This window comes from Microbacterium sp. Y-01 (genome assembly GCF_003856715.1).
GTDB lineage: Bacteria > Actinomycetota > Actinomycetes > Actinomycetales > Microbacteriaceae > Microbacterium > Microbacterium algeriense.
Window position 1 is genome coordinate 3458179 of sequence record NZ_CP024170.1, and the last position, 17619, is coordinate 3475797.

General features: G+C 69.0%; 19 protein-coding genes. 10 read left to right on the forward strand and 9 right to left on the reverse strand.

Annotation, left to right across the window (positions count from 1 at the left end):
• Nucleotides 1-3: 3 nt before the first annotated feature.
• Nucleotides 4-882: a hypothetical protein gene (locus CSX12_RS16620; protein WP_206427104.1), complete on the forward strand. Its 879-nt coding sequence runs from the start codon at nt 4-6 to the stop codon at nt 880-882.
• Between the two features lie 9 nt (nt 883-891).
• Nucleotides 892-1083, forward strand: a complete 192-nt coding sequence (locus tag CSX12_RS16625) for a hypothetical protein (RefSeq protein WP_225855713.1) — start codon at nt 892-894, stop codon at nt 1081-1083.
• A gap of 165 nt (nt 1084-1248) precedes the next feature.
• On the opposite strand, the gene CSX12_RS16630 is transcribed toward CSX12_RS16625, so the two are convergent.
• The 4 genes from CSX12_RS16630 to CSX12_RS16645 form a co-directional block, all read right to left on the reverse strand.
• The gene (locus tag CSX12_RS16630; RefSeq protein ID WP_124896522.1) at nt 1249-2250 is read right to left on the reverse strand and encodes an ABC transporter substrate-binding protein; all 1002 of its coding nucleotides are present in this window, start codon (nt 2248-2250) and stop codon (nt 1249-1251) included.
• Nucleotides 2251-2390: 140 nt separating this feature from the next.
• Nucleotides 2391-3425, reverse strand: coding sequence for an ABC transporter permease (locus CSX12_RS16635; RefSeq protein WP_017203360.1), 1035 nt, complete (start codon nt 3423-3425; stop codon nt 2391-2393).
• Nucleotides 3425-4927 (reverse strand): sugar ABC transporter ATP-binding protein, encoded by a 1503-nt coding sequence (locus tag CSX12_RS16640; protein WP_124896523.1) that lies wholly within the window; start codon nt 4925-4927, stop codon nt 3425-3427. Before CSX12_RS16640 ends, CSX12_RS16635 begins: the two co-directional genes overlap by 1 nt.
• Before the next feature lie 177 nt (nt 4928-5104).
• Entirely contained in the window at nt 5105-5974 is an 870-nt protein-coding gene (locus tag CSX12_RS16645; protein WP_124896524.1) for a sugar phosphate isomerase/epimerase family protein, read from the reverse strand.
• A gap of 188 nt (nt 5975-6162) precedes the next feature.
• Here CSX12_RS16645 and CSX12_RS16650 point away from each other — a divergent pair, with 188 nt between their 5' ends.
• The gene (locus CSX12_RS16650) at nt 6163-7164 is read left to right on the forward strand and encodes a LacI family DNA-binding transcriptional regulator (protein WP_124896525.1); all 1002 of its coding nucleotides are present in this window, start codon (nt 6163-6165) and stop codon (nt 7162-7164) included.
• Between the two features lie 9 nt (nt 7165-7173).
• On the opposite strand, the gene CSX12_RS16655 is transcribed toward CSX12_RS16650, so the two are convergent.
• Genes CSX12_RS16655 through CSX12_RS16665 form a run of 3 tightly spaced genes read right to left on the reverse strand, consistent with a single transcriptional unit; the run spans nt 7174 to nt 9872 of the window.
• Entirely contained in the window at nt 7174-7593 is a 420-nt protein-coding gene (locus tag CSX12_RS16655; RefSeq protein ID WP_124896526.1) for an RbsD/FucU domain-containing protein, read from the reverse strand.
• 28 nt (nt 7594-7621) lie between these two features.
• Nucleotides 7622-8590 carry an aldo/keto reductase gene (locus CSX12_RS16660; protein WP_124896527.1) on the reverse strand — a complete coding sequence of 323 codons (969 nt, stop codon included), beginning with the start codon at nt 8588-8590 and terminating at the stop codon, nt 7622-7624.
• Nucleotides 8577-9872, reverse strand: a complete 1296-nt coding sequence (locus CSX12_RS16665; protein WP_124896528.1) for an L-fuconate dehydratase — start codon at nt 9870-9872, stop codon at nt 8577-8579. The genes CSX12_RS16660 and CSX12_RS16665 overlap by 14 nt, the downstream gene beginning before the upstream one ends.
• Nucleotides 9873-9995: 123 nt before the next feature.
• Between CSX12_RS16665 and CSX12_RS16670 the strand changes: the two genes are divergently transcribed.
• Nucleotides 9996-10856, forward strand: coding sequence for a fumarylacetoacetate hydrolase family protein (locus tag CSX12_RS16670; RefSeq protein ID WP_124896529.1), 861 nt, complete (start codon nt 9996-9998; stop codon nt 10854-10856).
• Complete coding sequence (locus CSX12_RS16675; RefSeq protein WP_017203368.1) at nt 10853-11623, forward strand: SDR family oxidoreductase; 771 nt, start codon at nt 10853-10855, stop codon at nt 11621-11623. The genes CSX12_RS16670 and CSX12_RS16675 overlap by 4 nt, the downstream gene beginning before the upstream one ends.
• Before the next feature lie 234 nt (nt 11624-11857).
• Here the strand turns inward: CSX12_RS16675 and CSX12_RS16680 are convergent, their stop codons facing one another.
• Complete coding sequence (locus CSX12_RS16680; RefSeq protein WP_124896530.1) at nt 11858-12814, reverse strand: amidohydrolase family protein; 957 nt, start codon at nt 12812-12814, stop codon at nt 11858-11860.
• Between the two features lie 48 nt (nt 12815-12862).
• Between CSX12_RS16680 and CSX12_RS16685 the strand changes: the two genes are divergently transcribed.
• On the forward strand, nt 12863-13540 hold the full coding sequence (locus CSX12_RS16685; RefSeq protein ID WP_017203370.1) for a FadR/GntR family transcriptional regulator: 678 nt from the start codon (nt 12863-12865) through the stop codon (nt 13538-13540).
• 3 nt (nt 13541-13543) lie between these two features.
• On the opposite strand, the gene CSX12_RS16690 is transcribed toward CSX12_RS16685, so the two are convergent.
• Complete coding sequence (locus tag CSX12_RS16690) at nt 13544-14206, reverse strand: transaldolase family protein (RefSeq protein ID WP_124896531.1); 663 nt, start codon at nt 14204-14206, stop codon at nt 13544-13546.
• 118 nt (nt 14207-14324) lie between these two features.
• Here CSX12_RS16690 and CSX12_RS16695 point away from each other — a divergent pair, with 118 nt between their 5' ends.
• Genes CSX12_RS16695 through CSX12_RS16710 form a run of 4 tightly spaced genes read left to right on the forward strand, consistent with a single transcriptional unit; the run spans nt 14325 to nt 17612 of the window.
• A complete protein-coding gene (locus tag CSX12_RS16695) occupies nt 14325-15290 on the forward strand; it encodes a ribokinase (protein WP_124896532.1) in 966 nt (321 codons plus the stop codon).
• 22 nt (nt 15291-15312) lie between these two features.
• A complete protein-coding gene (rbsD, locus tag CSX12_RS16700; protein ID WP_124896533.1) occupies nt 15313-15717 on the forward strand; it encodes a D-ribose pyranase in 405 nt (134 codons plus the stop codon).
• Nucleotides 15717-16529: a GntR family transcriptional regulator gene (locus CSX12_RS16705; protein ID WP_124896534.1), complete on the forward strand. Its 813-nt coding sequence runs from the start codon at nt 15717-15719 to the stop codon at nt 16527-16529. Before rbsD ends, CSX12_RS16705 begins: the two co-directional genes overlap by 1 nt.
• A 24-nt stretch (nt 16530-16553) precedes the next feature.
• Nucleotides 16554-17612, forward strand: a complete 1059-nt coding sequence (locus tag CSX12_RS16710) for a PLP-dependent cysteine synthase family protein (RefSeq protein WP_124896535.1) — start codon at nt 16554-16556, stop codon at nt 17610-17612.
• Nucleotides 17613-17619: the final 7 nt, after the last annotated feature.

Below are 17619 nucleotides of genomic sequence, written 5' to 3' on the forward strand. Positions count from 1 at the left end.
ACCATGCGTGTACCAAATACGCTCGCCCCGCCGCTGACGGCGGCACTGACCATGGCCTTGATTTTCGGGACTGGGAGCACTGCCACCGCTTCCGATGACGGCATCACCGTGAATGGCGAGGGACGCGAAGTATCCGTTGCTTCCGCTGATGTGTCCATCCAGCTTCCTGGCGCACTAACAGACACCCCGGTTGAGACATCGAGCATTCCGCCGGGGCTGTACCGAGGTGAGGGAGACCCCCTGCTTTCGACCGCCGTTTCTGGTTCGACCGTGACGAGCTTCGCAACCCAGGATGGGGTGCAGACGCTCATTCAGATCCCTGATGCGTCATCTCCGAGTGAGTATCGCTTTCCTCTGGACCTTCCGGAGGGCGGGGAGGCGGCACTCAGCAGCGACGGCGCTGTGATGATCCTTGATGCCAACGGCGAACCGGTGAGTGGTTTCCGCGAGCCGTGGGCAATCGATGCCGAGGGAAACGGGGTCCCCACTTCGTTCCGGGTCGAGGGCCAAGAGCTCGTCCAGATTGTGGAGTTCACCGCCAGTACTGTTTTCCCCGTGCTTGCTGATCCTGACTTGGGTGTGGAGTGGTGGGGTCACTGGGTTCGTCTCACGAAGGGCGAGACGAGGGCCGCAGCCAAGATCATCGCGAACAATCAGGGTCCGGCTGTGTTGGCGGGAGTGGCTTGTGGTGCGCTGCCGGGGCCCGCCGCTCTGGGATGTGGCGCAGCGGTGGCGCTCGCGTACTTCAAATTCGTAGACCCGGTCAACAGGGCCAGCAGCGCGGGTAAGTGCGTGGCGATCAACTACCCATGGACGGCGTTGTCCACCCCTCAAATCGGCTGGGTGGGCATCAGCGTCACCATCGTGAATTGCACACGGTAGGTGATCCGGATGAATTCGTTTCTTGGCCGACTGATCATCAACCTGCTGATCGCGCTCTTCATCCTGCTGGTGCCGCTGCTGTCCGGCAACCCGATCACGTGGTGGAACGTCGGAGGTGCCATCGCAGTCGCAATCGTCACCTTCGTCACACGGAACTGGTACACGAAGCCCCGCCGCCACACCGACGAGCAGGACCGCTAACCCCGTCTCCCAGCGCCGAGTGCACGGCTTCACGTCGAGTGCACGGCTTCCCCGCGCAACGATCCCGTGCACTCGGCGAGTTCCCGTGCACTCGACGAACACGCGGGGACGCACGCGACGCGCGACGAAGCCCCCCACCGGGAGGTGAGGGGCTTCGTCGGGGGGTCACTCGTAGAGGACTGCGGCGATCTTGTCGTCCTCGAGGTTGTTCTTGTCGTACCAGTAGGAACCGGTGTCGTAGAACTCGTCGACCTCGTCGCCGTTGGCCGCGTCGTAGGCCGCCTGCACGACCTGGGCGCCGATGCCGATCGGGTCCTGGGTGATGGCGCCGGCCATCGTGCCGTCCTTGATGGCGTTGATCTGGGCTGCACCGGAGTCGAAGCCGACGATGGTGATCTTGCCCTTCTCGAGACCCAGCTCGTTCACGGCGTTCACGACGCCGATGGCCGAGCCCTCGTTCGTGCCGTAGATGCCCTTGAGGTCCGGGTGGGCCGCGATGATCGTCTTCGCGATGTCTGCCGACTTCAGGTGGTCGCCGTCACCGTACTGGATGTCGACGATCTTGATGTCGGGGTAGTCCGCCTCGATCTTCTCGACGAAGCCGTCGCGACGCTCGACACCGGTCGAGTTGATCTGCGAGTGTCCGACGATCGCGACCTCGCCCTCGCCGCCGATCAGGTCGGCCATGTGCTCGGCCGCGAGCGCGCCGGCGACCTTGCTGTCGGTCGCGGAGAGGCTGAGCCCGACATCGCCGTTGCACGGGGCGTCGAAGTACACGACGGGGATATCCTTCGACTTCGCCTGCTCGAGCGGGGCGACGCACGCCTCGGGGTCGAGGGCGGCGTAGGCGATGGCATCCGGGTTCTTGTCGATCGCGGCGGTCAGCATCTCGAGCTGCTGCGCGATCTCGGTCTCGGCGGCCGGGCCCTCGAAGGTGATCCGGACGCCGAGCTCGTCGGCCTTCTCCTCGGCGCCCTTCTTGACGGCCTGCCAGAACTGGTGCTGGAAGCCCTTCGAGACGAGGGCGATGTACATCTCGCCGTCGCCGCTGCCGCCGTCTCCGCCGGATCCTTCTTCGATCACGTCACCGCCGCCGGCACAGCCGGCGAACACCAGCGCGGATGCGGCCATGAGTGCCGCGAATGCGGTCTTCTTGCCGAATTTCATGGAAACTCCATTGTTCTCTGTGTGGGTGCCGGCCAGGACCGGCGGGGTGGACATTCCTGGTGCCTTGCGGATCGCTCCGCTGTTTCCGGACGGGTCCGGGTGGGGCGGCGGTCGGCACGGGTTTCGCCGCCGCCCGCGTCTCAGGTGCGCTGCCGGTTGCGCAGCGAGTCGAGGAAGACCGCCAGCAGCACGACGACGCCGACGACGATGTTCTGCCACTCGGGCTGGATCGACATGATCCGCAGACCGTTGACGAGCACGCTCATGATGAGCGCGCCGATGACGGTGCCGAGGATCGAGCCGCGTCCGCCGAGCAGCGAGGTGCCGCCGATGATCACGGCTGCGATGGCCTGCAGCTCGTACCCGGTGCCGATCTGCGGCTGGGCGGAGTCGAGGCGGGCGGCGATCACGATGCCCGCGATGCCGGTGAAGGCTCCGGCGAACATGTAGATCAGGATCGTCCAGCGCCGGGTGTTGACGCCGGAGAGGCGCGTGGCCTCCTCGTTCGATCCGATCGCGAAGGTGTACCGGCCCAGCAGGGTCTTCGACAGCACGAGCCAGGCCACGATCGCGAGCGCCGCGGTGATGAGCACGGCGTTCGGGATGCCGGGAATGATCACACCGAGGGCGATCTTCTTGAAGTCGGGAGCCGACGTCGAGAAGTAGATGGGCGCCACGTTCGAGATCACGAGAGCGAGACCGCCGGCGATCATCATCATCGCCAGCGTCGCGATGAACGGGGGCAGCCGCAGGAAGGTGATGTTGACGCCGTTGACCAGCCCCATGAGCACGCCGGTCGCGATGCCGCCGATCACGCCCATCCAGACGGGCAGTCCGAGGTTCGTGACGATCACGCCGGTCATCACGGCGCAGAGCGCCATGCCGGTGCCGATCGACAGGTCGATGCCGCCGGTGATGATGACGAACGTCGTGCCGAGGGCGAGGATGCCGATGACCGCGGTCGACAGCAGCACCGTGGCGATGTTGCTGAAGGTGAAGAAGTTGGGGCTGGCGATCGAGAAGAAGATCACCAGCACGATCAGGGTGCCGAACGCGAGCGACTGCTGGAACTGCCGCTTGAGGAACCCGGCGACGTCGCGCTTGTCGGTGTCCTCGTTGACGGCCGTCTGGATGATCGTCGTCGTCGACGATCCGGACTGCTGTGGGGTGCTCATCAGTCTTCCTCCCCGTGGGCTGCGAGTTGCATGATCTTCTCCTGGCTGGCTTCCTCGTTGCGGAGCGTCCCGGTGATGCGCCCGTTCGCGAACACGGCGATGCGGTTCGCGACACGGAGGATCTCGGGGAGCTCCGACGAGATGACGATGATGGACTTGCCCGCGTCGGCGAGCTGCTGCATGAGGCGGTAGATCTCTTCCTTCGCACCGACGTCGATGCCGCGGGTCGGCTCGTCGAAGATGAGGATGTCGCAGTCGCGCATCAGCCAGCGGGCGATGACGACCTTCTGCTGGTTCCCTCCGGAGAGGAGTTTGACGACCTGGTTGACCGAGGGCGTCTTCACCCGCAGCTGCTGCACGTACTCCTTGGTGCGGTTCTTGGCCTTGCTGTCGCCCATCCAGCCGATCGCGTTGGCATAGGAGCCGAGCGAGGCGAGCACGGTGTTGAACGTGACGTCCTGCTCGAGCATCAAGCCGAGCAGTTTGCGGTCCTCGGACAGGTAGCCGACACCGTGCTTGACCGCGTCCGCGGGCTGGGCGATCCGGGCCGCGCGGCCGGCGATCGTGATGGTTCCGCCGTCGCGGTGGTCGGCGCCGATCACGGCACGGGCGGTCTCGGTGCGCCCCGCCCCCATGAGACCGGCGAAGCCGAGGATCTCTCCCCTGTGCAGTTGGAAGGACACATCCTTGAGCAGGGTCTTCGTGGACAGCCCCTGCACGTCGAGCACGATCGGATCGTTGAGGTGCTCGCGGGCTTCGGGGCGGGTGGCCTCGTCGATCGCGCGCCCGACCATCATCTCGATGATCGTCGGGATGGTGATCTCGGACCTGTCGAGTGATCCGATGTATGTGCCGTCGCGGAGCACGGTCACCCGGTCGGCGAGGCGACGCAGCTCGTCCATGCGGTGCGAGATGTAGACGATGCCGGTGCCCCGCGCCTTGAGCTGCTCGATGAGCACGAACAGGGTCTCGACCTCGGTGTCGGTGAGGGCCGAGGTGGGCTCGTCCATGATGAGCACCTTGGCGTTGAAGGACAGGGCCTTGGCGATCTCGACCATCTGCTGCTCGGCCACGGTCAGCTCGCCGACGTGCTGTCGCGGGTCGAGGTGGATGTCGAGGCGCTGCAGCAGCTCGGCCGTCTGGCGGTTGAGCTTCCGCTCCGACAGGAACGGGCCCGTCGTCGGCTCGCGCCCCACGTAGATGTTCTGCGCCACGGTCAGATCGGGCATCAGGTTGAGCTCCTGATGGATGATCGTGATGCCGAGCTCCTGCGCCTGCAACGGGCTGGTGAGCTCGACCTCCCGGCCCTCGAACGTGATGGTGCCCTCGTCCTTGGTGTAGATCCCGGAGAGGATCTTCATCAGGGTCGACTTGCCGGCACCGTTCTCACCCACGAGCACGAGCACCTCGCCGGCGCGCACCTCGAGGTGCACGTCCTTCAGCGCCTGGACGCCGGGGAAACCCTTGCTGATCCCCTCGACCCTCAGGATGGGTCCACTCATGCGCTCACCTGCTTCCTTGAAGGTTCTGTCGCGAATTCGGCGGATCGTCCCGCCGTAAACATCGGATCAATTCTGCGACCTGCACCCGGGTCAGTGCAAGTTGTATCTAAATGTATCTAAGGATGGGCGGCGACGGAAGACCTGTAATAACATCTTGACCTCAACCGCCCGATCGGCTCAATGCAGCCGGATGGAATCGACCGCGACGAGCTTGTCCCTGATGTAGGCGTTGGCGTGCGCCCCGAGTTCGTCGTTGTCCGTCCAGAGGTTGCGCCAGATGCCGAGCATGCGGCTGAGGTCAGGCGCGACCACGGCCGAGGAGAACGACTCGAACACGATGGGGCCGGCGTAGCCGATGCGACCGAGGGCCTTGAAGAACGTGTCGAAGTCGACGGTTCCGGTGCCGAGGTACCCGCGGTGGCTCTCCCCGATGTGCACGTAACGCAGCGCTGGAGCGGCGTCGAGCACGGGCGCGAACATATCCGACTCCTCGATGTTCATGTGGTACGTGTCGAGGTGGATGCCGAGGTTCGGCCGATCGACCTCGGCGAGGTACGCGAGCGCCTGGCGCGCCGTGTTCAGCACATTGGTCTCATAGCGGTTGACGACCTCGAGCGAGACGGAGACCCCGCGTTCGGCGGCACGGTCGGCCACCCGGGCGATCGTCCGGCGGCTGGACGCGAGTCCCTCCGCGGTCGCCGGCTGCATGTACTTCTTCATGGCGCTGTAGATCACGCCGCAGAAGTGCGTGCCACCGAGTTCGGCGAGCACGTCCACCGCGCGGAGCAGGAGCGCCTCGCCCGCGGCGACGGTCTCCGGATCGCCGCTCGTGATGTCGGTGGACTCGGACAGACCGAGCGACGCGCTGACCGCGAGGTCGTGCTCGGCGAGAGCACTCTTCGCGGCGGCGACATCGAAGGAGAACGGGTCCATCAGCGGGAACTCGATGAGGTCGAATCCCGCCTGCTTCGTCTTCTCCACCGCGAGCCGGATGCCGTCGGCGTCGAAGCTCCCGGTCCAGACGAGTCCGTGGCAGCCGATGTTCATGAGCGCTCCTCCGGCGGGTGTCCGGCACCGTCGCCGCGCGGACTTGGCACGTTACAAGCCCGGTGTGCGAGTCACGCTACGTCGCCATCCGCCGGGGTGTCAAGAACTTTCTTGGCACGTTACAAGTCCTCCGCTAGCCTGGGCCTCATCCGGCCGCGCGCCTGCGGTCCCATCGCCGAAGGAGGCCCATGCCCGCGAGCGTGAAGGATGTCGCGGCTCTCGCGGGGGTCTCGGCATCGACCGTGTCGAACTACCTCAACCACCCGCACGTCCTCGGCGCCGCCAGCCGCGAGCGGGTGCGGGCGGCGATCGCCGAGCTCGGCTTCGTGCCGAACGAGTCGGCCCGCCAGCTCCGCGCGGGATCGAGCAAGGCCCTCGCCCTCATCCTCCTCGATGCCTGGCTGCCCTACTTCAACGACCTGTCCCGCGGCGTCGACGACGTGGCCCGTGAGGGCGGCTGGTCGCTCTTCTTCAGCGACAGCGCCCGCGATGCCGCTCGCGAAGAGCAGAACATCGACATGTTCGAGGCCCACCGGGTGCAGGGCATCGTGATCTACCCGCATGGAGACGTCGTGCCCCGGCTGGAACAGCTCGCGACCCGCGGGATCCGCGCGGTGGTCGTCGGCCCCATCCGTGATTCGCCCTCGGTCGCCGCGGTCACCTTCGACGACCGCGGCGGCGGACGGCTCGCCGGCGAGCACCTGGTCGCCCTCGGCCGTCGCCGCATCCTGTTCCTCGGAGCCCCGGCGGTGAGCCAGTCGAACGACCGCCTGGCGGGCCTGCAGGACGCCGTGGCGGGGACCGCCGCCCGCGTCTCCGTCCTCGACGTCGAGCATCTGACGACGGAAGACGGCCTCCGTGCCGGGGCGCACCTGGCGGAGCTTCCCGCGGAGGAGCGCCCGGACGCGGTCTTCGCCGCGAACGACGGGGTGGCGCTCGGGGTGCTGACGCAGCTCCTCCGCCACGGCATCCGGGTGCCGGAGGAGATCGCCCTCGTCGGCTTCGACGACGTGGCCGCCGCACACCAGGGCGTCGTGCCGCTGACGAGCGTCCGGCAGCCCGGCTACGAGATCGGTCGCGCCGCCGGGGCCGCGCTGCTGCAGCTCCTCGCCGATCCGACCGCCGCGCCTCCGGCACCCACGCCGTTCCCCGCCGAGCTCATCGTGCGGGAGTCGACCGTCGGGCGCTGAACCCCCGGGTCAGGTCGAGGGGTGGCCGACGACGCCCTTCCGGAGCAGCGCGTTGCCGTACTTGCGCGTCTCTCCCGTGCGCACCATGAGATACGCCTCCTTCGCGACCTCGTAGTACGCGAAGCGGTCGACGAAGCGGGTCGTGTCCAGCTCCGTGCCCGCCGCGGCCATGAGCTCGTGCTGCACGTCGAGCACCTCGCCGTCGGCGGAGGTCATCAGATCGATGCCGGGGGCGTCGTCGAGCGGGAGCACCGTGCGGATCGCGGCCACGACCTCCGGCGTCGAGGTTCCGGGAAGGTCGACCACCCGTGCGCCCAGTCCCCACGCGGGGAAATGCGCATCGGCGACCACGACGGCGTCGGAGTGACCCATCCGGTCGAGATGCAGCAGCAGCTCCCCGGTCAGCAGCGGGTGGATTCCTTCGAGCACGGGGGCTCCTCTCAAACGGGGACGCGGGTCAGGACGCGGGGATCAGGCCTTCGGCGGCGAGGTTCTCCCACAGCGCCGAGGGGATCTCCAGGGCAGCGTACTCGGCGTTCTGCCGAAGCTGCGCCGGACGACTGCCACCCACCACGACCGAGCGCACCACGTCGGACTGCAGCGGGAACCGGATCGCGGCGGCCGGCAGGGGCACGTCGTGATCGGCGCACACCGCGGCGATGCGCACGAGCCGATCCCACAACTCGTCCGGGAGCTGCCCGTACTCGTAGCGGCCATCGCGGCGGGGTTCGCTCGAGGCCAGCAGGCCGGAGTTGAACACCGACGCCGCGACGATCCCGGTCCCGGTCTCGCGGCAGGCGGGAAGCACGTCGACGGCGGCCGGCTGCTCCAGCAGCGTGTAGCGACCGGCCACCATGATCAGGTCGAGGTCCGCCGAGCGCACGGACGCCGCCAGGGCTTCCGACACCATCGAGCCGATGCCGATCGCGGTCACCTCGCCGTCCGCGCGCAGCTGCTCCAGGGCGGGAAGGGCTTCGGCGAGCGCGAGGTCGAGGTCGTGCCGCTCCGGGTCGTGCAGATAGAGCAGGTCGACGCGCTCGATGCCCAGCCGCTCGCGCGACTCCTCCAGGCTCGTGCGGATGCCTTCCGCCGAGAAGTCCCAGACGCGCCTGAGGTCGTCCGGCACGTGGAAGTCGTTCGCGGTGTCGAGGCCGCCGTCGTGATCGGGGTTCGGGCGCAGCAGGCGGCCGACCTTGGTCGAGAGCACGTACTCGTCGCGCGGCTTGGTCTGCAGGAAGGCTCCGAGTCGGCGCTCGGAGAGCCCGAGGCCGTAGTGCGGAGCCGTGTCGTAGAAGCGGATTCCGCTCTCCCAGGCCGCGTCCAGGACGGCCCAGGCGTCGTCGTCGGTCAGTTCGCGGAAGAGGTTGCCGACGTTCGCGGCACCGTAGCCGAGCGTGGGGACCTGCAGACGATCAGACGGTGACATGCGCACCCGTCCAGGTGTACTCCGCGATGCTCTCGGCCTTCATCTCCATGCCGGCGCCGGGGGCGGTCGGCGCCATGTAAGAGCCTCCTCGGATGTCGGTCGGCACGACGAAGTGCTCGTGCAGGTGGTCGACGAACTCGATCATCCGGCCCTCGCGCGTGCCGGTGACGGCGACGAAGTCGAACATCGACAGGTGCTGCACGGCCTCGCACAGGCCGACGCCGCCCGCGTGCGGGCAGACCGGCACCCCGAACTTGGCGGCGAGCAGCAGGTTGGCGATGTTCTCGTTCACTCCGGCCACGCGCACGGCGTCGATCTGCATGACGGAGATGGCCTCCGCCTGCAGCAGCTGCTTGAAGATGACACGATTCTGGGCGTGCTCGCCGGTCGCGACACGGATGGGCGCGATGCCGCGGGCGATCTCGGCGTGACCGAGGACGTCGTCGGGGCTCGTGGGCTCCTCGATCCACGCGGGGTGGAACTCGGCGAGCGCGTTCACCCACTCGATCGCCTCCGACACCTCCCAGCGCTGGTTGGCGTCGATCGCGATCGGGAAGTCGGGGCCGCACACCTCACGCGCCTTGCGGAAGCGGCGGATGTCGTCCTCCAGGTCCGCGCCCACCTTGAGCTTGATCTGCGTGAAGCCGTCGGCCATGGCCTCGCGGGCGAGGCGTTCGAGCTTCTCGTCGGAGTAGCCGAGCCACCCGGGGCTGGTCGTGTAACCCGGGTAGCCGGTGGCGAGGAGCTGCTGCTCCCGCTCAGCCCGACCGGGCTCTGCGGCGCGCAGGATCTCGAGGGCGTCCTCGCGGGTGAGGGCATTGGTGAGGTAACGGAAGTCGACCAGGTCGACCAGCTCCTCCGGCGTCATCCGGGCGAGGAGCTGCCAGAGCGGCAGGCCCGCGCGCTTGGCCTTGATGTCCCACAGCGCGTTGATGACGGCGCCGATGGCCATGTGCATCACGCCCTTCTCCGGACCCAGCCAGCGCAGCTGCGAGTCGCCGATGATGTCGCGGAACGTGCCGCCCATGTCGTCGAGCAGCGGCTCGATCTCGCGTCCGACCAGATGCCCGGCGAGCGCGTCGATCGCGGCAACCTGCACGTCGTTGCCGCGGCCGATCGTGAACACGAACGCGTGCCCCTCGATGTCGTCAGGGGCGTCCGTGCGCACGATGACGTACGCCGCGGAGTAGTCGGGGTCGGGGTTCATCGCATCCGACCCGTCCAGGCTCAGGGACGTGGGGAAGCGGATGTCGGTGGTGTCGAGGGCGACGATACGGCTCACGGGTTCCTCTCCATGCACGGGTGATCTCCTCCGTGCGGATCTCTTGGAGTGTAAACATCCGATGTCTATACTGTCAACGAGACCGGCCGCGGCGTCGCGGCCTCCCGACCGATCAGGAGAAACATGAAGTTCGCGCGGCTCGGCACCCCCGGGGCGGAGATCCCCGTCCTCGTGGAGGGTGACCGCTACCTCGACCTCCGCCCGGTGACATCCGATGTGAACGGCGAATTCCTGGAGAGCGACTTCGTCGCCCAGGTCGCCGCCGCCCGCGACGCCGGGGAGCTCCCCGAGCTGCCGGACGCGGCGACGATGCGCGTCGGCGCCCCCATCGCCCGCCCGAGCGCGGTGATCTGCATCGGCATGAACTACGCCGCCCACGCGGCCGAATCCGGTTCCGAACCGCCCACCATCCCGATCCTGTTCCTCAAGACGCCGAACACGGTCGTCGGCCCGGACGACACCGTGACGATCCCGCGCGGCAGCGAGAAGACGGACTGGGAGGTCGAGCTTGGCGTCGTGATCGGCAAGCGCGCGGCCTACCTGGACTCCCCGGAGGAGTCGATGGCGCACGTGGCCGGGTTCGTCGCGGCGAACGACGTCTCCGAGCGCGACTTCCAGATGGCCGTGTCCGGGGGGCAGTGGTCCAAGGGCAAGATCGCCTTCGGGTTCAACCCCACCGGCCCCTGGCTCGTCACCCCGGACGAGGTGGACCACCAGGCGCTCGGCCTGCGCAGCTTCGTGAACGGCGAGCCGCGGCAGGACTCGAACACGAGCGACATGATCTTCACGGTCGAGTACATCGTGCACCACCTGTCGCAGTACGTGACCCTCGAGCCCGGAGACCTGATCCTCACCGGCACCCCGCAGGGCGTGGCCCTGTCCGGCAAGTACCCCTACCTGGCCGCGGGCGACGTGGTCGAGATCGAGATCGACGGCCTCGGCCGCCAGCGCCAGGAGTTCACCGCATGGAAGGCAGACAAGTGACCCTTCGACAGGCTCAGGGATCCGACACGGACGGCCTCGTGGCCATCGTCACCGGCGGCGCCTCCGGTATCGGTGCGGCGATCGCGCACCGCCTGCACGACGACGGCGTGACCGTGGCCGTGCTCGATCGCGACACGAGCAACGCCGACGAGCGCTTCGCCGCGTTCACGGCCGACGTCTCCGACCGCGCGAGCGTGGACGCCGCCGTCGCCGCCGTGGCCGAGCGCTTCGGCCGCATCGACATCGTCGTCAACAACGCCGGCATCGGGGCACAGGGCGACATCGCCGCGAACGACGACGACGAGTGGGCGCGGGTCCTCTCGATCAACGTCACGGGCATCGCGCGCGTGACCTCGGCGGCGCTGCCGTGGCTGCGGAAGTCGCCCTCCGCGGCGGTGTGCAACACGGCATCCATCGCCTCGACGACCGGACTGCCGCAGCGGGCGCTGTACTCCGCGTCGAAGGGCGCCGTGGCCGCGCTCACCCGCGCGATGGCGGCCGATCACCTGCGCGAGGGCATCCGCGTGAACGCGGTCAACCCCGGCACCGCCGACACGCCCTGGGTCGGACGACTGCTCGACTCGGCCGCCGACCCCGCCGCCGAACGCGCCGCGCTCGAGGCCCGCCAGCCGCACGGACGCCTCGTGAGCCCGGACGAGGTCGCTGCAGCCGTGGCCTACCTGGTCAGTCCGTCCGCGGGTTCGACCACGGGCACCTTCATCGAGGTCGACGGGGGCATGGCGCAGCTGCGCCTCCGCCCCGAGTGACCGCCGCTTCGACAGGCTCAGCGACCCACCCCCTGGGTCCTTGACGCTTCGACAGGCTCAGCGACCCACCCGCTGGGTCCCTGACGCTTCGACAGGCTCAGCGACCCACCCCCTGGGTCCCTGACGCTTCGACAGGCTCAGGGACCCATACCCGGTCTCTGGGTCCCTGACGCTTCGACAGGCTCAGCGACCCACCCCGAGCCCCTGGGTCCCTGAGCCTGTCGAAGGGCGAACTCACTTCCCGAACAGCCGCCCGAGGAAGCCGCGACGAACCGTGTCCGCGGGTCGCTGGTCGTCGAGCCGGTAGGCGCGGCGGGCGTTGCCCCACAGGAGAGCGTCGACGTCGTGGCCCCGCTCGTCCGCCCAGGCGACGACCGCGTCCAGCCACCGCTGCCGCGCCGTGGCCTGGTACGTCGCGGACCCGTCGTCCGGCGCGTGCGGGTCGTCGTCCTCGGCCGGCCCGATCGCAGACACGGGCCAATCGCTCCCCCACAGCAGACGCTCCACGCCGAAGGCGTCCGCAACCGCATCCAGGAACGGGGTGAGCTGCTCCCGGCTCCACCGGCCGCCCGCTTCCGCCGGCAGGCCGGACAGCTTGCAGAAGACCTCCGGGTGCTTCGCGAGCTCCTCGATGTCGCGCACCCACTCCACGGTCGGGGCGAGCGGGGCGTCCGCCGTGCCGACCTCCGGCTTGCCGAGGTGATCGAGCACCATGCGCAGTTCCGGGATCGCCCCGGCGAGACGCGCGATGTCGGGAAGCTGGTCCGCCCGCACGCACACGTCGAAGCTCCATCCGCGCGTCGCGACCTCGCGGGCGCCGGTCACGAAGGCGCTCGACATCGCCAAGCCGTCCTGGTCCCCCTGCAGGTTGTGCCGGACCCCGACGACGAGCGGATGCGTGCCGAGCTCCTCCAGGTGCGTGGCGGTGTCGATACCGCGGTCCAGCTGCGCGCCCGCGACGATGCCCACCACACCCCGTCGCTCGGCCAGGGACTCGACCCAGCGCACCTCCCCCAGGAAGTCGTCCGAGATCGTCTCGGCCTGCACGAACACGCACTCGACTCGCTCTGCGACCAGCGGATCGCGTTCGAGCTCCGCCTCGGCGAAGCGGCGGTCGTACGGCCCGTCCAACCACGTGTAGGTCAGGAGCTCCGGGTCCCAGACGTGCAGGTGAGAGTCGAGAACGCGCATGGCCTCCATCCTGCCGCAGACATCCGATCACTGGCTAGGATGAGCGCCATGGCTGTGACTGACGAGGCGATCGAGAAGATCAAGGCGATGATCGTGTCGGGCGAGCTCGCGCCCGGCGACCGCCTCCCTCCGGAGAAGGAGCTGTCGGAGCGGCTCGGGCTGTCCCGCAACTCCATGCGCGAGGCCGTCAAGGCGCTGGAGGTCATCCGGGTCCTCGACGTGCGTCGCGGTGACGGCACCTATGTCACGAGCCTCGAACCGCATCTTCTGCTCGAGGCGATCTCGTTCGTGGTCGACATGCACGACGACGACTCCATGCTCGAGATCTTCGCCGTGCGCCGCATGCTCGAGTCCCAGGCGACCGGGCTGGCCGCGACGCTGGGCAGCGACGAGGAGATCACGGCACTGCAGGACGAGGTGAGCGGGATCGACGCCTCGGTGAGCATCGAGGAGCTCGTGGAGCACGACATCCGCTTCCATCGGGAGATCGTCGCGATGGCGGGGAACGCCTACCTCGCGAGCCTGATCGAGCACCTGAGCAGCCAGACGGTGCGGGCGCGCGTGTGGCGGGGTCTCACCGAGGGCGGTGCGGTCGATCGCACCCTGTCGGAGCATCGCGCGATCGCTGATGCCATCGCGCAGCACGACTCGGCTCTGGCGACATCGCTCGCCACGGCGCACATCGCCGGCGTGGAGCGGTGGCTCCGCCAGGCGGCGACCGCCTGAGGGCTAGGCGCCCAGCCGCACCATCGCCGCGTCGAACTCCGCTGCGGAGCTGTCGCTGACCTCGTGGAACAGCGCCTGCTCGATCACGTCGGGAGCCGCGGTGAAGTACGGGACTCCGGCGAGCCGCAGACCCGTGATGTCGTCCGCCGACCGCAGCGAGGCGGCGAGCACGTTCGAGCCGCTGCCCGCGCACACCTCCTGCATGCGGGCGATCACCGCGTCGCCGTCCAGGCCGGCGTCCCGCATCCGCCCGAGGTACGGGGCGATGTACTGGGCGCCGATCGAGGCGCATGCGAGTGCCTGCGCGACCGAGTACACCGCGGTGACGAGCACGGTCGCCCCGTCGCGCACGAGGGCGGAGGCCGCAGCGAACCCCGCAGCCGTCGCCGGCACCTTCACGGCGACGCGATCCCCGAGCGCGCGGATGCCCTCGGCGTTGCGGAGGAAGGACGCGGTGTCACCGCCCCAGGTCTGGAAGAACACCTCGCGTGCGCCTTCCGAGACCCACCGCGCGTACAGGTCGGGGATCTCGGAGGCGGAGCGACCACCGCGTTCCAGAATGGTCGGATTGGTGGTGACGCCGTGCACGACGCCGGCGGTCAGGAGCCGGGAGACGCGGTCGACGTCGGCGCTGTCGACATAGAGGCGGGGCGCGATCGCGGTCATCGGGGTCTCCTCGCAGGCAACCTGTCGTTACAGGTGCGGATGCGGCTAATGTAATGACAGCAGCCGCGCGTTGTCAAAGCCGCCGACCCGCATGCTGTCGAGGAAGATCAGGAGCGAGATGACCCCCGCACACCCCGCCGACCGCTCCGGTGTCGTGATCGTCGGCAGCGTGACCGCCGACGTGACCACCTTCTCGGGAAGACTCCCCGCCCGCGGCGAGACCATCCTGGGCGACGAGTTCACGCTGATGCTCGGCGGCAAGGGCGCGAACCAGGCGGTCGCCGCCGGGCGCTCCGGCGCACGCACCAGCTTCGTCGGCTGCGTGGGCGATGACCTGTTCCACGACCTCGTGGTGGACGGCCTGACCGAGGCCGGCGTCGACCTCGCGCATCTGCGCACGGTCCCCGGGCCCACCGGCATCGCGCACATCCGCGTCGATGCGTCCGCGCAGAACGACATCGTGATGGTGCCGCTCGCGAATGCCGCGTTGAGCGCCGAGCAGATCGACGAGGCTCTCGCCGCCCTCGCTCCGACGACCTCGGTGCTGCTCACGCAGCTGGAGACCCCGTCCGCCCTCACCGCGCACATCACCGCGCGAGCACGCGAGCACGGCATGACCGTGATCCTCGACCCCGCCCCGGCGGCGGAGCTCGACGCCGCGCTCTGGCGGAGCATCGACATCGTCACCCCCAACGAGACCGAGGCGTCGTTGATCAGCGGCATCGAGGTGACCGATGCCCTCTCGGCGGAGCGTGCAGGACGCTGGTTCCTCGATCAGGGCGTCGGCGCCGCCGTCATCACGCTCGCCGGACAGGGCTCCTGCGTCGTCACCGCCGACGGCGCCACGATCATCCCGCCCTTCCCCGTCGAGGCCGTCGACACCACCGCGGCGGGCGACGCCTACGCCGGCTACCTCGGTGCGGCGCTGGCGAACGGCAGCAGCCTGTCGGATGCCGTGCGGCTGGCCACGGCAGCGGGCGCCCTGGCCGTCACGAAGCAGGGGGCGTCGCCGAGTCTCCCGCATCGCGCCGAAGTCGAGGCCTTCCTGCACGAGCGCGCCGCGATGACCGCAGCGGCCAGCTGACCCGGCGAGAACAGGAGCACCGATGCGCAAGACGCCCACCACGATCAACCCGGCACTGTCCCGGGTGATCAGCGAGACCGGCCACACCGACCTGATCGTCGTCACGGATGCCGGCCTCCCCATCCCGCCGGGGGCCGAGCGCATCGACCTCGCCTATCGGCCGGGCGCCCCCGCCTTCCTCGACGTGCTCGACACCGTGCTCGCCGAGCTGGTCGTGGAGGGCGCGACCGTGTCGGCCGAGGTCGCCGAGAAGAGCCCGGAGGTGCTCGACGCCCTGCGGGAGCGCTTCGCCGGGATGGGGTTCGAGATCGAGCTCGTCCCGCACCGGGAGTTCAAGCAGCGCACGCACGCCGCGCGCGCCTTCGTACGCTCCGGGGAGTTCACCCCGTACGCGAACGTGATCCTGCACGCGGGGGTGGCGTACTGATGACGACCGTCGAGGACGCGATCGACCGCCACAGCGCGGCCCCCATGTACGACCAGCTCCGGCAGCTCATCATCGACGGCATCGCCCGCGACGGCCTGCAGCCGGGCGATCCGCTCCCCGGCGAGCACCGGCTCTGCGAGCGCTACGGCATCTCCCGCACGGTCGTGCGGCAGGCGCTCGCCCAGCTCGAGCACGAGGGGCTCGTCGAGCGCGTGAAGGGCAAGGGCACCTTCGTCTCCCGCCCGCGCACGAGCGAGAGCCTGGTCCACACCCTCGTCGGGCTCTACGACGATGTGGAGCGGCGCGGCGGCCACGTGCACAGCGACGTTCTCCGCCACGAGCAGACCGTCGCGGACGAGGAGATCGCCCTGGCGCTGGAGGTGCCCGTCGGCTCGACCGTGATCGCACTGGAGCGGCTCCGGCATGTGGACGGCGAGCCCTGGTCGCTGTCGACCACGTGGATGCCGGAGGCGGTGGGCGCCGTCACGCTCGGCGCCGACCTGGCCGAGGGGTCGCTCTACCGTCTGCTCGCCGACCACGACATCGTCGCGACGCACGGCGTCCGTTCAGCGGAGGCGACGGTCGCCACGCACGAGCAGGCGCAGCACCTGGGTGTCAGCGCCGGTTCGGCCCTGCTGCGCCTGCGCAGCATCAGCCGCAGCGCCGACGGAACGCCCATCGAGTACTTCATCGCGTATCACCGGGGTGACCGTTCGCGCTTCGAGTTCCAGCTGCAGCAGGAGCAGTCGCAGGCCTCGCTCCTGCACGTGGACGGCGCGGGAGGCGCCTCTCCCGCCGGCACCGTCGGCTGAGGCCGGCCCGGTACGCTCGAGGGCATGAGCGACTGGACCAGCACCGCGATCGCCCTGCTGGAGGCCGACGCCAACCGCAGCGCCGACACGCACCTGCACCTGTTCCCGCTGCCGCCCGAGTGGGGCATCGACCTGTACCTCAAGGACGAGTCGGTGCACCCGACCGGTTCGCTCAAGCACCGCCTCGCCCGCTCCCTGCTCCTCTACGGACTCGTGAACGGACGCATCCGGCAGGACACCACGCTGGTGGAGTCGTCGAGCGGGTCGACCGCCGTCTCCGAGGCGTACTTCGCCCGAATGCTGGGATTGAAGTTCATCACCGTCGTCCCGCGGTCGACCGTGCAGGAGAAGATCGACCTCATCGAGTTCTACGGCGGCACCTGCCACTTCGTCGACCGCCCGGAGGACATGTCGTCCGAGGCGCAGCGACTCGCGTCGGACTGCACCGGCCACTACCTCGACCAGTTCACGTTCGCGGAGCGCGCGACCGACTGGCGCGGCAACAACAACATCGCCGAGAGCGTTTTCAGCCAGCTCGCGCAGGAGCGGCATCCCATCCCCACCTGGATCGTCACCGGTGCGGGCACCGGAGGCACCAGCGCCACGTTCGGCCGCTACGTGAAGTACCGACGGCACGACACGAAGGTCGCGGTCGTCGACCCGGAGGGATCGGCCTTCTACGACGGATGGGCCGGCGCGGTGGATCCGCCGGTCGGACGCCCGAGCCGCATCGAGGGGATCGGCCGCCCTCGGGTCGAGCCCTCGTTCGTGCCCACCGTGATCGACGAGATGATCCAGGTCCCCGATGCGGGGTCGATCGCCGCGATCCGGCTGCTGCGCGAGCGCACCCTGCACTGGGCGGGCGGTTCCACCGGCACGAACCTCTACGGCGCATTCCAGCTCATCGCGCGGATGCGGGCCGCGGGCGAGACCGGCAGCGTCGTGACCCTGATCTGCGACAGCGGCGTCCGCTACGCCAACACCTACTACTCCGACGAATGGGTCGCGGCGCAGGGCTGGGACCTCGCCCCGCACCGTGCCCGACTGGAGCACTTCCTCGACTCCGGCGTCTGGACCGACTGACGCCCCG

Bases quoted from the DNA above. Each gene is read 5' to 3' on its own strand.
- CSX12_RS16620 (WP_206427104.1), top strand. From the start codon at position 4: ATGCGTGTACCAAATACGCTCGCCCCGCCGCTGACGGCGGCACTGACC.
- CSX12_RS16625 (WP_225855713.1), top strand. From the start codon at position 892: ATGAATTCGTTTCTTGGCCGACTGATCATCAACCTGCTGATCGCGCTC.
- CSX12_RS16630 (WP_124896522.1), bottom strand. From the start codon at position 2,250: ATGAAATTCGGCAAGAAGACCGCATTCGCGGCACTCATGGCCGCATCC.
- CSX12_RS16635 (WP_017203360.1), bottom strand. From the start codon at position 3,425: ATGAGCACCCCACAGCAGTCCGGATCGTCGACGACGACGATCATCCAG.
- CSX12_RS16640 (WP_124896523.1), bottom strand. From the start codon at position 4,927: ATGAGTGGACCCATCCTGAGGGTCGAGGGGATCAGCAAGGGTTTCCCC.
- CSX12_RS16645 (WP_124896524.1), bottom strand. From the start codon at position 5,974: ATGAACATCGGCTGCCACGGACTCGTCTGGACCGGGAGCTTCGACGCC.
- CSX12_RS16650 (WP_124896525.1), top strand. From the start codon at position 6,163: ATGCCCGCGAGCGTGAAGGATGTCGCGGCTCTCGCGGGGGTCTCGGCA.
- CSX12_RS16660 (WP_124896527.1), bottom strand. From the start codon at position 8,590: ATGTCACCGTCTGATCGTCTGCAGGTCCCCACGCTCGGCTACGGTGCC.
- CSX12_RS16670 (WP_124896529.1), top strand. From the start codon at position 9,996: ATGAAGTTCGCGCGGCTCGGCACCCCCGGGGCGGAGATCCCCGTCCTC.
- CSX12_RS16680 (WP_124896530.1), bottom strand. From the start codon at position 12,814: ATGCGCGTTCTCGACTCTCACCTGCACGTCTGGGACCCGGAGCTCCTG.
- CSX12_RS16685 (WP_017203370.1), top strand. From the start codon at position 12,863: ATGGCTGTGACTGACGAGGCGATCGAGAAGATCAAGGCGATGATCGTG.
- CSX12_RS16690 (WP_124896531.1), bottom strand. From the start codon at position 14,206: ATGACCGCGATCGCGCCCCGCCTCTATGTCGACAGCGCCGACGTCGAC.
- CSX12_RS16695 (WP_124896532.1), top strand. From the start codon at position 14,325: ATGACCCCCGCACACCCCGCCGACCGCTCCGGTGTCGTGATCGTCGGC.
- rbsD (WP_124896533.1), top strand. From the start codon at position 15,313: ATGCGCAAGACGCCCACCACGATCAACCCGGCACTGTCCCGGGTGATC.
- CSX12_RS16705 (WP_124896534.1), top strand. From the start codon at position 15,717: ATGACGACCGTCGAGGACGCGATCGACCGCCACAGCGCGGCCCCCATG.
- CSX12_RS16710 (WP_124896535.1), top strand. From the start codon at position 16,554: ATGAGCGACTGGACCAGCACCGCGATCGCCCTGCTGGAGGCCGACGCC.